The following is a 14,873-nucleotide window of genomic DNA, read 5'->3' as shown; positions in this document are numbered from 1 at the left end:
CCGGGCGTCAGTCCTTAACCCGGTATTCCGCCGAGCGCGCGTGCGCCTCCAGGCCCTCGCCGCGCGCCAGGGTGCGGGCCACGCGGCCAAGCTTGTCGGCGCCGGCCGGCGAGCAGTAGATCACCGAGCTGCGCTTCTGGAAATCGTAGACGCCGAGCGGCGAGGAGAAGCGCGCCGTACCGCTGGTGGGCAGCACGTGGTTGGGGCCGGCGCAGTAGTCGCCCAGGGCCTCGGCGGTGTGGCGGCCGAGGAAGATGGCGCCGGCGTGGCGGATCTGCGCCAGGTAGCGCTCCGGATCCTCGACCGAAACCTCCAAATGTTCCGGCGCTATGCGGTTTGACAGCGCTATGGCCGCGTCTATGGAATCCACCTGAATCAGCGCGCCCCTGCCGGCCAGTGACTCGGCGGCGATATCCCGGCGCGGCAGCTGCGCCAGCAGTTTCTGCAGCGACGCCTCCACCGCATCCAGAAACTCCGCGTCCGGGCTCAGCAGTATCGACTGCGCCTGCTGGTCGTGCTCCGCCTGGGAGAGGAGATCCATCGCGATCCAGTCCGGATCCGTGGCGCCGTCGCAGATCACCAGTATCTCCGAGGGGCCGGCGATCATATCGATGGCCACCTGGCCGAACACGGCGCGCTTGGCGGCGGCCACATAGATATTGCCGGGGCCGACGATCTTGTCCACTTTCGTCACGGACTGAGTGCCGTAGGCCAGCGCCGCCACCGCCTGGGCGCCGCCGATGGTATACAGCCTGTCGACGCCGGCGATGGCCGCGGCGGCCAGTACCAGGTCGTTCAGCTGGTCGTCCGGCGCCGGCACCACCATGGTCACGCAGTCGACACCGGCCACCTTGGCCGGGATCGCATTCATCAACACCGACGAGGGGTAGCTGGCCTTGCCGCCGGGCACATAGATGCCGACCCGCTCCATCGGCGTGATCTGCTGGCCGAGCACCGTGCCATCGGCCTCGGTATAGCGCCAGGACTCCTGCAACTGGTGGCGGTGGTAGTCGCGCACCCGCTCGGCGGCCTGCTCCAGCGCCCGGCGCTCCGCCGCCGGAATGCGCTCCAGCGCCGCGGCCAGTTCCGATGGCGGCAGGCAGAACTCTTCCGCGCTGCGGAGCTGGCGCCGGTCGAAACGGTTGGTGTATTCGATCACCGCCGCGTCCCCGCGGCGCTTCACCTGTTGCAGTATCTCCGCGACAGTGGCCTCCACGCCGGTGTCTGCGACCGACTCCCAGGCCAGCAGCTGTTCCAGTTGCGCATCGAAATCCGTGTCTGCGGCGTTCAGCCGGCGAATACAGTCAGTGCTCATGGCGGTATCCATTTCGGAAATGGCTTCGATCAGTCTGTTTTTACGGCGGCGGCGAGCTTTTCAATCAGCGCGCTGATGGGCTGGTACTTCATTTTCATCGACGCCTTGTTCACGATCAGGCGACTGCTGATCTGCGCTATGGTATCGCGGGCCTCGAGGCCGTTGGCTTTCAGGGTATTGCCGGTATCGACGATATCGACGATCTCATCGGCCAGATCCATCAGCGGCGCCAACTCCATGGCGCCGTACAGTTTGATGATATCCGCCTGGCGCCCCTGGGCCGCGTAGTAGCGTTTGGCGCTCTGCACAAACTTGGTCGCGACCTTGATGCGCCCGCGCGGCAGCGCCACGCCTTTCACACCGGCGGTCATCAGCCGGCAGCGGGCGATGCCCAGATCCAGCGGCTCGTAGATACCGTCGGCGCCGTGCTCAAGCAGCGTGTCCTTGCCCGCAACGCCCATATCCGCGGCACCGTGCTGCACATAGGTGGGCACGTCCACACCGCGCAGAATCAGCAGGCGCACGCCGTCCTGGTTGGTGGGGAAAATCAGCTTGCGGCTTTTGGAGATATCCTCCAGCGGCTCCAGGCCGGCCGCGGCGAGCAGCGGCAGGGTCTCCTTGAGGATTCTTCCTTTGGTAAGGGCGATAGTGATTTGCATGGCGGTTATCGTTTATTACTCGGTCCGACCTACTGACTGGAAACCGGCCGGCAAAAGAACACAAGAATCAGATGCGAAGGCCCTGCTGCCGGTAGCGCTTTGCGGGACTGTCGGCGAGAGGGGCCGAAGGCGCCGTGAATACCTGGAGCGGCCGGGTCACCTCGCCGACAAGCCCACAGGGATGTATTTACGGCGTGTCCCGCAAAGCGCTACCGGCAGCAGGGCCGCCCGGCACTTTGCTTAAGCCCCCAAGCAGGCCAACGGCCCGCAAGCGGCACCGGAGCTCCGCGCTCCCGGGTCAGCCCGGCACCCGGCGAATATTCGCCCCCAGCTGCCGCAGTTTCTCCTCGATACACTCGTAGCCGCGGTCGATATGGTAGATGCGGTCCACGATCGTCGTGCCCTCCGCCACCATGCCGGCGATCACCAGGCTGGCGGAGGCGCGCAGGTCTGAGGCCATTACCGGGGCGCCCTTCAGCTTCTCCACGCCGGTGACAATCGCGGTGTTGCCCTCCAGCAGGATATTCGCGCCCATGCGGTTGAGCTCGTGCACCTGGATCAGGCGGTTCTCGAAGATGGTCTCCACCACCGCGCCCTTGCCCTCGGCCACCGCGTTCATCGCGGTGAACTGTGACTGCATATCGGTCGGAAAGGCCGGATAGGGGGCGGTGCGGAAGCTGACCGCCTTGGGGCGGTTGCCCTTCATGTCCAGCTCTATCCAGTCGTCGCCGGTCGAGATATGTGCGCCGGCCTCCTCGAACTTGACCAGCACCGCGTCGAGAATGTCGGCGCGGGTATGGGTCAGGCGCACCTTGCCGCGCGCCGCCGCCGCGGCGGCGAGGAAGGTGCCGGTTTCGATGCGATCCGGCATCACGGTAAAGGTGCAGGGATTGAGGCGCGGCACGCCGTGCACGCGCAGCGTGTCGGTGCCGACCCCCTCAATCTGGGCCCCCATCGCGATCAGGAACTCCGCCAGGTCGACGATCTCCGGCTCGCGCGCGGCGTTGTGCAGCACCGTGGTGCCCTCGGCCAGCACCGCGGCCATCAGCAGGTTCTCGGTACCGCCGACGGTGACCTTCTCCATCACGATATTGGCGCCCTTCAGGCGGCCGTTGCTGCGGGCGCGGATAAAACCCTCGTCGATGGTGATCTCGGCCCCCATGGCCTCCAGGCCCTTCAGGTGGATATCCACCGGGCGGCTGCCGATGGCACAGCCGCCGGGAAAGGACACATTGGCCACGCCGTGGCGCGCCAGCAGCGGGCCCAGCACCAGGATGGAGGCGCGCATCGTCTTCACCAGCTCGTAGGGCGCGGTGACGTCGTTGACCGAGCGCGGATCTATCTCCACCCCCAGTTTCTCGTCGATGGTCACCTCGCAGCCCATGCAGCGCAGCAGCGTGATCATGGTGGTGATGTCGTTCAGGTGCGGCAGGTTGTGAATGTGCACCGGCCCGTCCGCCAGCAGCGCGGCGGCGAGAATCGGCAGCGCGGCGTTCTTGGCCCCCGAGATCTTCAGGGTGCCGGAGATGGGGCTGCCGCCCTCGATGATTAACTTATCCATTCAGTCTCGCGTATTCATTACCTAAGCGGCTCGGCCGCAGTTCGCGCGGGCACATGGGTGCCCTGCGGGCGCCGGTGAAACTGGTCGCGGGCAGCCCGGGCCCGTTTCACCGCAAGGTCAAGAGAGGCCGGCCTCTTCCGGAGTGAGGGTCTGCATCTGCACAGCGTGCAGGGTGCCGTCGGCAATCTTGTCACCGAGCGCGGCATAGACCAGCTGCTGTTTCTTCAGCCGGCTCAGCCCCGCGAAGGCCGGACTGACGACGGTGACCATCAGGTGGCTGCCCTCGAAGGCGACTTCGGCACGGCTCTCGGGAATGTGCCCTTCGATCAGGGCCTTGATATCTTCGGGTTGCATAGGCGGGATCGCGTTGATTTGAAAAACAGCGCGCAAGTGTACTGGAAACCAAGCGGTCGCGCAGCCGCAGCCGCGCGACCGGAATGGGCGCGCCTCAGCTCACCTTGTCCGCCACATCGCGGGCGGACCAGTTGGCGATTACCTTGTCGATATCGCCGTGTGTCTGCATCGACTGCGCAAACTGGCTGCGGAAGGTCTTGCCCAGATTGACCCCGTTGAGAATCACGTTGATCAGCTTCCACTGCCCGGCGCGATTGCGCACCAGCGTGTAGGAGACCTTGGTGATGCCCTCTTTGCTGCGCACCTCCTGCAGCACGTTGACGCGGTTGCCGCTGGGCGCTGAGCCGGGGTTCACGACCCGCACATCCATGTCGCCGAAGGTGGCCACACCGCGGGCGAAGGTGGCCACCAGGTCGCGGCGGAACGCGCTGGTAAAGCGCGAGCGCTGTGCCGCGGTCGCCTGTTTGGCGTAACGGCCCATGACACCGCGGGCGATGAAATCGAAATCCACCACCGGCGTCAGCACACTGTCCACGGCGCTGTAGTAGCGCTGCGGATCCGAATTCAGGTATTGGGCATTGGCTCGGATCACCCCCAGCAGGTTCTGGGACACCCCTTCGATCATCGTGTAGGGATTCTGGGCAGCATTCGCGGACGGGACCCAGGCGGACACCAGCAGGGCGCAGAGGGCGAGCTTCATCCACTGCAAAAGACCCAGCCGACCATTCAATGACGATACGTTCACAAAGTTTCTCCCATTGGCAAATCGTTCCTTGGACGCACATGGTGCAATTAAGTGCCATGGCGACGCCGGATATTTCGGCGTTCCGCCCCGGGTTCGCAGACCTGTAGATCATCCACTGAGCGACAGAGCTGACAGAGGCGGCGGCAGACTATACCATGGCCGGCGTTCAATAGCGTGGCCGCCCATCACAGGCAAACTGCCGCCTGCCGCGCCGTGGGGCGGATTTCACGGAATTCAACATTCCTATAGACAGCAGATAGAGATTAGCACGCCGCAAGGCAGGCGGATTCGCGCCCGTGAGCCGCTCCCCGGGCCGCGCCCCGCTTCAGCGGAGCTCCGCCGGCGACCGGCGCCACATGCGAAATCTCTACACTCAATAGAAGTAGAAGCGGAAAACTAGAGACACCCAATGACCCAGGACCTGATTTTGCAAGCGGGGCGCCGCACTGTACTGATGGAAACAGAGGCCGTGGCCGCGCTGGAAACCAGAATCAACGACGAATTCAAGCGCGCCTGCGAACTGATCCTGCAGTGCCGCGGGCGCACCATCGTCACCGGCATGGGCAAGTCCGGCCATATCGGCCGCAAGATCGCCGCCACCCTGGCCAGCACCGGCACGCCGAGCTTCTTCGTACACCCGGGCGAGGCCAGCCACGGCGACCTGGGCATGATTACCCGGGACGACCTGGTCATCGCCATCTCCAACTCCGGTTCCTCCGCGGAAGTGCTGACCCTGCTGCCACTGCTGAAGCGCCTCGGCATTCCGATGATCAGCATGACCGGCAAGGCGGACTCCCCCCTGGCCCAGGCCGCCGATGTCAACCTGGATATCGCCGTGGAAACCGAGGCCTGCCCCCTGGGCCTGGCCCCCACCTCTTCCACCACCGTGACCCTGGTGATGGGCGACGCCCTGGCGGTTGCACTGCTGGAGGCGCGCGGCTTTACCGCCGAAGACTTCGCCTTCTCCCACCCGGGCGGCGCCCTCGGCCGCCGACTGCTGCTGAAGGTGGAAGACGTAATGCACTCCGGCGACGAGCTGCCGCAGGTATTCCCGGAAACCCTGCTGTCCAAGGCGCTGCTGGAGATGACCAGCAAGGGCTTCGGCATGACGACGGTGGTCGACCACAAGGGCACCCTGCTCGGCGTCTTCACCGACGGCGACCTGCGCCGGGTGATCGACCACAAGGTGGAACTGGACAAGGCCACGATGGAGGAGGTCATGAGCCGCCGCCCGAAGACCGTCTCCTCGGAGACCCTGGCCGCAGAGGCGCTGCGCATCATGGAGGATCACAAGATCACCGCGCTGGTGGTCGAGGACGAGGCGCACCACCCGGTCGGTGTACTGCATATGCACGATATACTGCGCGCCGGCGTGATTTGATCCGGCAGCGCCGTTGGTGGACGCGTTGCGCCTGTCCACCCTACGACTGAAACACGATACGAAGGCGCTGCCGCCCCGAAAGCCGTTAAGGACAATCCGTGACCACAGAAGAAAAACTCAACCAAGCCCTGAAAAAAGTCCGCTGGCTGGCGCTGGACGTCGACGGCGTGCTGACCGACGGCAAGCTCTATTTCGACAACAGCGGCAATGAGCTGAAGACCTTCAATACGCTGGACGGCCACGGCATCAAGATGCTGCAGAAATCCGGTGTGCGCGTGGCGATCATCACCGGCCGGCGCAGCGCCGTGGTCGAGCGCCGCGCCCACGACCTTGGCGTCAGCAAGCTGATCCAGGGCCGCGAGGACAAGTTTACCGCGCTGCAGGAACTGTTTGCCGACGAGCCCTGCCGCCTCGAGGATATCGCCTTTGTCGGCGACGACTACCCGGACCTGCTGGTGATGACCCGCGTCGGCTGCCCCATCTCGGTCCCCAACGCCGCGCCGCCGGTGCGCGAGCGCGCCCTGTGGGTCACGCAGGCCCGCGGCGGCGAGGGCGCGGTGCGCGAGGTGTGCGACCGCATCATGCAGGCCCAGGGCACCTTCGACGCCGCACTGGCCCCCTATATCGCCTCCGACGGAGAAGACTGATGCGCACATGGCTGCCCCTGGTCATCGTCGTGCTGCTGATCAGCGCCGGGCTCTGGTTCGCCGAGAGCCCGCCGCCGCAGCTGCTCGGCAAAAAACCGACTCCCCAGGAGCAAAAGCGCGCCGCCGACCTGGTGATCCACGACGCCAGGACGCGCCACTTCAACGAAGAGGGTACCCTCGCCTACCGCGTGGACGCCGAAAAGATCACCTACTTCCAGTTCGAGCGCCGCGACCGCGCCGACCTGACCGAGCCGCGCATCCTCTTCTACCAGGAGCACCAGCCGAAATGGCGCACCGAGTCCCGCAGCGGCGTCGCCCACAACAACGGCGAGCGCGTCGTACTGCGCGGTGACGTGAAAGTCACCGAACTTCCGGCGCCCGGCGGCATCAGACTGGATACCCAGGCCATCACCATCGAGCCCCGCGAGGAATACGCCGAGACGGACAAAGTTGTTACCATTACCGCCGGCCCGAACATCACCACCGGCAAAGGCCTGCGCGCCTTCCTGAAGGAAGACCGGGTGGAAATCCTCTCCGACGTTAAGAGCAGCTATGAAACCGAGTAACCCAAGCCGCCACCTGCGCCGCTACCTGGCGCCCATCGCCGCCATGCTGCTCCTGGGCGCCCAGGCCCAGGCGCTGCCGGACGACCGCGAACAGCCGATCAAGGTGCAGGCCAAACACCTGCAGGCCGACCGCGGCAAGAACCTGTCCGTCTACAGCGGCAATGTGGTCATCACCCAGGGCTCGCTGCAGATCCGCGCCGACCGCGTCGAAGTGCACGGCAACGCCGCCGGCGAGATCAGCCGCGTAATCGCCACCGGCAAGCCGGCGCACTTCCAGCAGCAGGTGCAGCAGAGCCAGAACCCGGTCAAGGCGCGGGCCCGGCGCATCGAGTTCACCGTCAGCTCCGACGAGCTGCACCTGACCGGCGACGCCCATGTGGACCGCGACGGCAACACCCTGACCGCGGAGAAGATCGACTACGACCTGAACAGCGAACAGATGCAGGCCCACGGACAATCCGGCGAAGGCCGCGTGGAAATGATCTGGAAGCCGGAAAAGAAAACCGGCAACCAGCAGAGCGGCGAGACCCAGCGGGACCAGTAGCGCACGACCAAGCATCCAACAGGCGCGGGGCGAACCCGCCAGCGCCGCACAGACAGAATTCGGAACACAAGTATGCCAACGCTGAAAGCGTTACACCTCGCCAAACAGTACAAGAAGCGAAAGGTGGTCCAGGACGTATCCGTCAGCGTGACCAACGGCCAGGTGGTCGGCCTGCTCGGCCCCAACGGCGCCGGCAAGACCACCTGTTTTTATATGATCGCCGGCCTGGTGCAGGCGGACGCCGGACAGGTGCTGATCGACGGCGAGGACATCACCCGCCTGTCCATGCACGGTCGCGCGCGCAAGGGTATCGGCTACCTGCCCCAGGAGGCCTCGGTCTTCCGCCGCCTGTCGGTGCGCGACAACATCCTCGCCATCCTCGAGACGCGCAAGGACCTGTCCCGCGCCGAGCGGCTGCAGCGGGCGACGGAACTGCTGCAGGAGTTCAATATCACCCATATCGAGAACAGCCTCGGCATGGCCCTGTCCGGCGGCGAGCGCCGCCGTGTGGAAATAGCCCGCGCCCTGGCCACGGACCCCAACTTCGTGCTGCTGGACGAACCCTTCGCCGGCGTGGACCCGATATCGGTCAACGATATCAAGCAGATCATCCGCCACCTGCGCGACCGCGGTATCGGCGTGCTGATCACCGACCACAATGTGCGCGAGACGCTGGATATCTGCGAGACCGCCTATATCGTCAGCGAGGGCCACATCATCGCCGCCGGCACTCCCGCGGAAGTGCTCGCCAACCAGCAGGTGCGCGAGGTGTATTTGGGACACGAATTTACCATTTAGCGCCATTCCACCCTTCCGGTCACCCATTCCCGGCGGTGACCGGAACTCCATCACCTTCCGGCAGATCCTGCCACAATTTCCCGCTGCAACTTCGGCACACTTATTGCTTGTAATCACCCGGCCAGAAGGTTAGTCTGCTGCGTCTTGGATATTTAGACGAATCATCCGCCACCCTGGTCTGCAGTCCCCAGATATGAAGCAGTCTCTCCAGCTAAAGCTCGGCACCCAGCTGACGATGACGCCCCAGCTGCAACAGGCGATCCGCCTGCTGCAGCTGTCGACACTGGACCTGCAGCAGGAGGTCCAGTCGGCGCTGGACAGCAACCCGCTGCTGGAGGTGGACGGCGAGGAGTACACCGCGCCCGAGTCCGTCGGGGAGCAGCTCCCGGAACAGGCCGCCGCCAACGACGACCCGCAGGGCGGCGAAGCGGACGGCGAGAGCGACTGGAGCCAGGACATCCCCGACGAGCTCCCCGTGGACACCCGCTGGGACGATATCTACAGCGGCGGCAGCTACACTGGCGACGGCGACGAGCTCGCCCTGGAACAGCGCAACGCCGCCCCCGACAGCCTGCAGGACCACCTGCTGTGGCAGCTCAACCTCACCACCCTCAGCGAACGCGACAAGCTGATCGGCGAGAACCTGATCGACGGCATAGCGCCGAGCGGCTTCCTGGAAACCCCACTGGCCGAAATTGCCGCGGCGACCGGTGCGGAGGAGGACGAAATCCTCACCGTACTCAAGACCATTCAGCAGTTCGAGCCCGCCGGCTGCGGCGCCCGCGACCTGCGCGAGAGCCTGCTGCTACAGCTGCGCCAACTGCCGGCCGGCACCCCCTGGCTCGCGCAGGCGCAGGCGGTGGTCGAGCGGCACCTGGACCTGCTCGGCAAGCGCGACTTCCGCAGCCTCAGCCGCCGCACGCGTCTGAACGAGGCCCAACTGGGGGAGGTGGTGCGCCTGATCCAGACTCTGACCCCCTATCCCGGCGAGGCCTTCGGCGGCGAGGAACCGCAGTATGTGGTGCCCGACATCATCGTCAGCCGCAGGGAGCAGCGCTGGCTGGTGGAACTGAATCCGGAGACCACCCCGAGGCTGCGCATCAACGGCGACTACGCGGCGCTGATCCGGCGCGCCGACAACTCCCGCGATAACAACTTCCTGCGCGACCACCTGCAGGAGGCGCGCTGGTTCCTGAAGAGTCTGCAGAGCCGCAACGAAACCCTGCTCAAGGTCGCATCGAGTATCGTCGAGAAGCAGCAGGGCTTTTTCGAGCTGGGTCCCGAGGCGATGAAACCCATGGTGCTGGCGGATATTGCCGAGACCATCGGCATGCACGAATCCACCGTTTCCCGGGTCACCACGCAGAAATACATGCTGACCCCACGCGGTGTCTTCGAGCTCAAGTACTTCTTCTCCAGCCACGTCAGCACCGACTCCGGCGAAGACGCCTCCTCCACCGCCATCCGCGCGATGATCCGCAAACTGATCGACGCCGAGCCGCCGCGCAAGCCGCTGTCCGACAACAAGATCACCCAGGAACTGGACAAACAGGGCATCAAGGTGGCGCGGCGCACCGTGGCCAAGTACCGCGAGTCCATGGGCATCCCCTCCTCCAGCGAGCGCAAGCGACTGGTTTGATTCGGGACGAGGGTTCACCGAAACGTGACGCGAAGGCGGTGATGCCGGGGGCCGTTTGCGGGACCTTTCACGGCCAGGGATGGCCGCGGAGAGCGTACAGGGACGTATTCACAGCGTGTCCCACAAAGGGCCCCCGGCAGCAGCGCCGCCCGCCGAATCGCATACGAAGCGCAAAGCGGACCCGCTACAGCGCCATCCATGACCAGACAAGAACTCCCAGTCACAAATTGATGGACGCCCAATGGCACCCCTTGCACGACCGATACTCAAACTTTGAGTGTATCCTTCCATTCTGGCGCACTTCCTAGTAGGGTTGCCGCCCAAACGGGGGGCGCCGCCAAGCGATGCTCTCGATAAGGAGAAGTCCATGCAGATCAACATTAGTGGTCACCACGTCGATGTAACTCCGCCCATCCGCGATTACTGCGAGACCAAGCTGGAAAAACTCTCCCGACACTACGACAACATCACCACCGCCCAGGTCATCCTGTCGGTGGAAAAACTGATCCAGAAAGCCGAGGCCGTGGTCCATATCAACGGGCACGATCTCTGCGCCGGCTCCGAAGACAAAGACATGTATGCGGCCATAGACGCCGTCACGGACAAGCTGGATCGCCAACTGAAAAAATACAAAGAGAAGTTGCAGAACCACCGCTGAACTATGACATTGGAAGCATTACTCTCTCCCCGCCTGAGTCTCTGTCACCTGGCGGGGAGCAGCAAAAAGAAACTGCTGCTCAATATTGCCCAGGCCATCGCCGAACAATATCCACAACACGACGCCGACACCACCTTCAACCAGCTGATTGCCCGCGAGCGCCTAGGCTCCACCGGCATCGGCGACGGCGTGGCCATTCCCCACTGCCGCCTGCCCGGCTGCGAACGTCCGATCGGTGTGCTCTGCACCACCGAGCCCGCCATCGACTTCGACGCCGCCGACCGCCAACCGGTGGACCTTCTGTTCGCGCTGCTGGTGCCGGAGGACGCCGAACAGGAGCACCTGGAGACCCTGGCGGAAATCGCCGCCCTCTTCTCCGACAGCCGGGTAAGGGAAAAACTGCGCCAGGCGCAGAGCGGCGACGAACTCTACGCCCTCGCCATCGACAGTGCCGCCGCGGCCTGATCGGTGGCCGGCCGTGCAGGTTTGACAACAGTCCCTTATCATTGGTCACCGACCACTAACCACTGATCGCTCCCACTATGCGCCTAGTGATTATCAGCGGCCGCTCCGGCTCCGGAAAAAGCTCCGCCCTGCAATTGCTGGAGGATGTCGGCTTCAACTGCATCGACAACCTGCCCGCCAGCCTGCTGCCGGAACTGGTCAAGCGGGCGCGCGAACAGCCGCAGGCCGACAGCCCCCAGAGCGCGCTCGGCAGCCCGCGCCTGGCGCTCGGCATCGACGCCCGCAACCTGTGGCAGGATGTCCAGCAGGCCCCGGCCGTAATCGAATCCCTGCGCGCGAGCGGCATCCAGTGCGACGTGATTTACCTGGATGCGCGCTCGCCGGTGCTGGTGCAGCGCTTCAGCGAGACCCGCCGCAAACACCCGCTCTCCGACAACCGCACCCACCTGCTCGAAGCCCTGAACCGGGAAAAAGAGCTGCTGGCCCCCATCTCCGCCATGGCCGATCTGGTCATAGACACCAGCAGCCTCAGCCTGCACCAGCTGCGCGACCTGGTCAAAACCCGCGTGGTGGGCGACGGCTCCGAGGGCATGGCAATCCTGTTCCAATCCTTCGGCTTCAAACACGGCGTGCCGGTGGACGCGGACCTGGTGTTCGACCTGCGCTGCCTGCCCAACCCCTACTGGGTCGCGGAGCTGCGCCAGAAGACCGGCCTGGACCCGGAGGTGATCGAGTTCCTGCGCACCCACCCGGAGACCGCCGACATGGAGCGGGACATCAGCGAATTCCTGCAGCGCTGGCTGCCCTCCTACCAGAAGAGCAACCGCAGCTACACCTGCGTCTCGATCGGCTGCACCGGCGGCCGCCACCGCTCCGTGTATATGGTGGAACAGCTGGCCGAGCGGTTTTCCAGCCAGTTCGACAATGTGCAGGTCCGCCACCGCGAACAGCAGAAATAAGCCCACCAGCAAGCCGGAACAGTCGACGCCCCATGCAGAAGAGCCGCCTCCAGATCATCAACAAGCTGGGCCTGCACGCCCGCGCCGCGAGCAAATTCGCACAGACCTCGGCCCGCTTCTCCGCCGATATCAAGGTGCACTGCAACGGTAAATGCGTGGACGGCAAGAGCGTCATGGCGCTGATGCTGCTGGCCGCCGGCAAGGGCACTGAACTGGAACTGGAAGTCGACGGCCGCGACGAAGACGCCGCCCTCAGCGCCATCAGCGAACTGGTCGCAGACCGCTTCGGCGAAGCCGAGTAACCACCGCAGTGGAGAGCGACCGGGGATCGGCATAGAATCCCCCCTCGCCACTAACCACCACCATCCACCCACAAAGGAAACGCCGTGTCCAATACTCCCCCAGCAGAAATCAAGTTCCGCACACAGAACCAGCTGGGGGAGTTGTTCGCCGCGCTCGACAGCGGCACCGGGCGCGAAGTGCGGCGCATGCTCGCCACCCTGACACCGCAGAGCATCGCCCAGCTGCTGGAGAGCTCGCCGCCGCGTATCCGCCAGGTGCTGTGGAAGCTGATCGACACCGAGATCGAGGGCGAGGTCCTGCAGGAGCTCACCGACGAGGTGCAGAGCCAGATACTGGCCACCATGGACACCGAGCAGATGGTGGCGGTGATGGAGGGCCTCGACGCCGACGACGTGGCGGATATCCTGCAGCAGCTGCCGGAAAGGGTCATGGCGGAAGTGCTCTCCGCGATGAGCGAGACGGACCGCGCGCGGGTCGAGAGTGTGCTCGCCTACGACGAGGAGACCGCCGGCGGCCTGATGGACACGGACACAGTGTCCGTGCGCCCCAACCTGACCCTGGACGTGGTGCTGCGCTACCTGCGCCGCCACGAGCAGCTGCCCGAATCCACCGACAGCCTGTTCGTCGTCAACCGCCGGGGCCAGTACATTGGCGTGCTGCCGCTGTCCAAGCTGCTCACCACAGACCCGTCGGTGACCGTGCGCGAGGTGGTCAATACCGACGTGGAGCCGATTCCGGCGGACATGCCCGACACCGAGGTGGCGCGTCTGTTTGAGAAGTACGACTGGATCACCGCGCCGGTGGTGGACGAGGAAAACCGCCTGCTCGGACGCATCACCATCGACGACGTGGTCGACGTGATCCGCGAGGGCGCGGATCACTCGCTGATGAGCCTCGCCGGCCTCGACGAGGAGGAGGACACCTTCGCGCCGGTCAGGCGCACCGCGCGGCGCCGCGCCCTGTGGCTCGGCATCAACCTGCTCACCGCGCTGCTCGCCTCCTGGGTCATCAGCCTGTTCCAGGGCACCCTCGACAAGGTGGTGGCGCTCGCGGTGCTGATGCCGATAGTGGCCAGCATGGGCGGCGTCGCCGGCAGCCAGACGCTGACCGTCGTGATCCGCGGCATGGCCCTCGGCCAGATAGGCAGGAGCAACCTCAGCTGGCTGCTGTCGCGCGAGCTGGGCTCCGGCGCGCTGAACGCGCTGCTGTGGTCCCTGGTGATGGGCGCCATCGCCGCCCTCTGGTTCGGCGACGAGCGCATCGCGATCATCATTGTCGCCGCGATGGTCATCAACCTGCTGACCGCCGCCCTGGCCGGAGCGATACTGCCGGTGGCGCTGCGGGCCATGCGCATAGACCCGGCCCTGGCCGGCGGCGTGGCACTGACCACTGTCACCGACGTGGTGGGCTTTATGTCCTTCCTGGGCCTGGCCACTTGGTATTTTGGCTAGAACGAACACTTCGTAGGAGCGGCCCATGGCCGCGAACGATGTCGGGGTGTACCTCAAGTCTGATCGCGGCCATGGGCCGCTCCTACGGGTCATCAATTGGATACAGAAGATGCAGGATTACGACGATTTCGAAGAAGAGCTGCCGAAGAGCAAGACCAGGGTCAAACAGGAGATGCACCAGCTGCAGGACCTGGGCAAACAGCTGACCGAGCTCGGCAAGGCGCAGCTGGCGGAAGTGCCGCTGGACGAGGATCTGCGCGAGGCGATAGACACACTGCACCGCATCAAGTCCAACGAGGCGCGCCGGCGCCAGCTGCAGTATATCGGCAAGCTGATGCGCAGCGCGGACGCCGAGGCGATAGAGGCGGTGCTGAACCGGTTCAAGGAACGCGACCAGCAGCACCTGCGCTTCGACAGGATGGCCGAGGACTGGCGCAAGCGCCTGCTCGAGGAGGGCAACGCCGCGCAGAGCGACTTCTTCGACCGCCACCCCCGGGCGGACCACCAGCAGCTGCGCCAGCTGGTGCGCGATTCACTGCGGGAAATCAACAATAACAAACCGCCGACCAACCAGCGCAAGCTGTTCCGCTTTCTGCGCGATTTCTTTATGCAGGAAACCCAATAAGCGCAGCTGACATATAGCGCCGCGAATACGCGGAGCGGCCGGAACGAAGCTTGTGGTCGCCCTGCGTAGGTGCGCTTATCCAACAACCCAAATGCGAGGGCCCTGGGGGGGGGGGGGGGGGGGGGGGGGGGGGGGGGGGGGGGGGGGGGGGGGGGGGGGGGGGGGGGGGGGGGGGGGGGGGAGGGGGGGGGGGGGGGGGGGGG

The 14,873-nt window shown here is 65.1% G+C and carries 17 protein-coding genes; 12 read left to right on the top strand and 5 right to left on the bottom strand.

Features of this window, described 5'->3' with window-relative positions; genetic code table 11:
• Window positions 1–7 precede the first annotated feature (7 nt).
• The 5 genes from hisD to ACXAF3_RS14335 all read right to left on the bottom strand — a co-directional run bounded on the left by hisD (window position 8) and on the right by ACXAF3_RS14335 (window position 4,634).
• Window positions 8–1,315, bottom strand: a complete 1,308-nt coding sequence (hisD, locus tag ACXAF3_RS14355) for a histidinol dehydrogenase (RefSeq protein WP_475113005.1) — start codon at window positions 1,313–1,315, stop codon at window positions 8–10.
• A 29-nt stretch (window positions 1,316–1,344) separates the two neighbouring features.
• Entirely contained in the window at window positions 1,345–1,974 is a 630-nt protein-coding gene (gene hisG, locus ACXAF3_RS14350) for an ATP phosphoribosyltransferase (RefSeq protein WP_475113004.1), read from the bottom strand.
• Window positions 1,975–2,272: 298 nt separating this feature from the next.
• Window positions 2,273–3,535, bottom strand: a complete 1,263-nt coding sequence (murA, locus tag ACXAF3_RS14345) for a UDP-N-acetylglucosamine 1-carboxyvinyltransferase (RefSeq protein WP_475113003.1) — start codon at window positions 3,533–3,535, stop codon at window positions 2,273–2,275.
• Between the two features lie 117 nt (window positions 3,536–3,652).
• Window positions 3,653–3,889, bottom strand: a complete 237-nt coding sequence (locus ACXAF3_RS14340) for a BolA family protein (protein ID WP_475113002.1) — start codon at window positions 3,887–3,889, stop codon at window positions 3,653–3,655.
• A 94-nt stretch (window positions 3,890–3,983) separates the two neighbouring features.
• On the bottom strand, window positions 3,984–4,634 hold the full coding sequence (locus ACXAF3_RS14335; RefSeq protein WP_475113001.1) for an MlaC/ttg2D family ABC transporter substrate-binding protein: 651 nt from the start codon (window positions 4,632–4,634) through the stop codon (window positions 3,984–3,986).
• Between the two features lie 409 nt (window positions 4,635–5,043).
• On the opposite strand from ACXAF3_RS14335, the gene ACXAF3_RS14330 reads away from it, so the two are divergent.
• The 12 genes from ACXAF3_RS14330 (at window position 5,044) to yjgA (ending at window position 14,670) form a co-directional block, all read left to right on the top strand.
• Window positions 5,044–6,015, top strand: coding sequence for a KpsF/GutQ family sugar-phosphate isomerase (locus tag ACXAF3_RS14330; protein ID WP_475113000.1), 972 nt, complete (start codon window positions 5,044–5,046; stop codon window positions 6,013–6,015).
• Window positions 6,016–6,113: 98 nt separating this feature from the next.
• A complete protein-coding gene (locus ACXAF3_RS14325) occupies window positions 6,114–6,662 on the top strand; it encodes a KdsC family phosphatase (protein ID WP_475112999.1) in 549 nt (182 codons plus the stop codon).
• On the top strand, window positions 6,662–7,228 hold the full coding sequence (gene lptC, locus ACXAF3_RS14320) for an LPS export ABC transporter periplasmic protein LptC (RefSeq protein WP_475112998.1): 567 nt from the start codon (window positions 6,662–6,664) through the stop codon (window positions 7,226–7,228). Before ACXAF3_RS14325 ends, lptC begins: the two co-directional genes overlap by 1 nt.
• Window positions 7,215–7,772, top strand: coding sequence for a lipopolysaccharide transport periplasmic protein LptA (gene lptA, locus ACXAF3_RS14315; RefSeq protein WP_475112997.1), 558 nt, complete (start codon window positions 7,215–7,217; stop codon window positions 7,770–7,772). Before lptC ends, lptA begins: the two co-directional genes overlap by 14 nt.
• Window positions 7,773–7,844: 72 nt before the next feature.
• Window positions 7,845–8,570 carry an LPS export ABC transporter ATP-binding protein gene (gene lptB / locus ACXAF3_RS14310; RefSeq protein WP_475112996.1) on the top strand — a complete coding sequence of 242 codons (726 nt, stop codon included), beginning with the start codon at window positions 7,845–7,847 and terminating at the stop codon, window positions 8,568–8,570.
• A gap of 193 nt (window positions 8,571–8,763) precedes the next feature.
• The gene (locus ACXAF3_RS14305) at window positions 8,764–10,209 is read left to right on the top strand and encodes an RNA polymerase factor sigma-54 (RefSeq protein ID WP_475112995.1); all 1,446 of its coding nucleotides are present in this window, start codon (window positions 8,764–8,766) and stop codon (window positions 10,207–10,209) included.
• 367 nt (window positions 10,210–10,576) lie between these two features.
• On the top strand, window positions 10,577–10,867 hold the full coding sequence (gene hpf, locus ACXAF3_RS14300) for a ribosome hibernation-promoting factor, HPF/YfiA family (RefSeq protein ID WP_475112994.1): 291 nt from the start codon (window positions 10,577–10,579) through the stop codon (window positions 10,865–10,867).
• A gap of 3 nt (window positions 10,868–10,870) precedes the next feature.
• On the top strand, window positions 10,871–11,332 hold the full coding sequence (gene ptsN / locus ACXAF3_RS14295; RefSeq protein WP_475112993.1) for a PTS IIA-like nitrogen regulatory protein PtsN: 462 nt from the start codon (window positions 10,871–10,873) through the stop codon (window positions 11,330–11,332).
• A 77-nt stretch (window positions 11,333–11,409) separates the two neighbouring features.
• Window positions 11,410–12,291, top strand: a complete 882-nt coding sequence (gene rapZ, locus ACXAF3_RS14290) for an RNase adapter RapZ (RefSeq protein ID WP_475112992.1) — start codon at window positions 11,410–11,412, stop codon at window positions 12,289–12,291.
• A 32-nt stretch (window positions 12,292–12,323) separates the two neighbouring features.
• Window positions 12,324–12,593, top strand: a complete 270-nt coding sequence (locus tag ACXAF3_RS14285; RefSeq protein WP_475112991.1) for an HPr family phosphocarrier protein — start codon at window positions 12,324–12,326, stop codon at window positions 12,591–12,593.
• Between the two features lie 84 nt (window positions 12,594–12,677).
• The gene (gene mgtE / locus ACXAF3_RS14280; protein ID WP_475112990.1) at window positions 12,678–14,045 is read left to right on the top strand and encodes a magnesium transporter; all 1,368 of its coding nucleotides are present in this window, start codon (window positions 12,678–12,680) and stop codon (window positions 14,043–14,045) included.
• Window positions 14,046–14,070: 25 nt separating this feature from the next.
• Complete coding sequence (gene yjgA / locus ACXAF3_RS14275) at window positions 14,071–14,670, top strand: ribosome biogenesis factor YjgA (RefSeq protein WP_475112989.1); 600 nt, start codon at window positions 14,071–14,073, stop codon at window positions 14,668–14,670.
• Window positions 14,671–14,873 lie beyond the last annotated feature (203 nt).

It is taken from the genome of Microbulbifer sp. ABF4_143, from assembly GCF_056160225.1.
The sequence above is the reverse complement of the archived record's forward strand: the minus strand, read 5'-3'. Positions and strand labels throughout refer to the sequence as shown.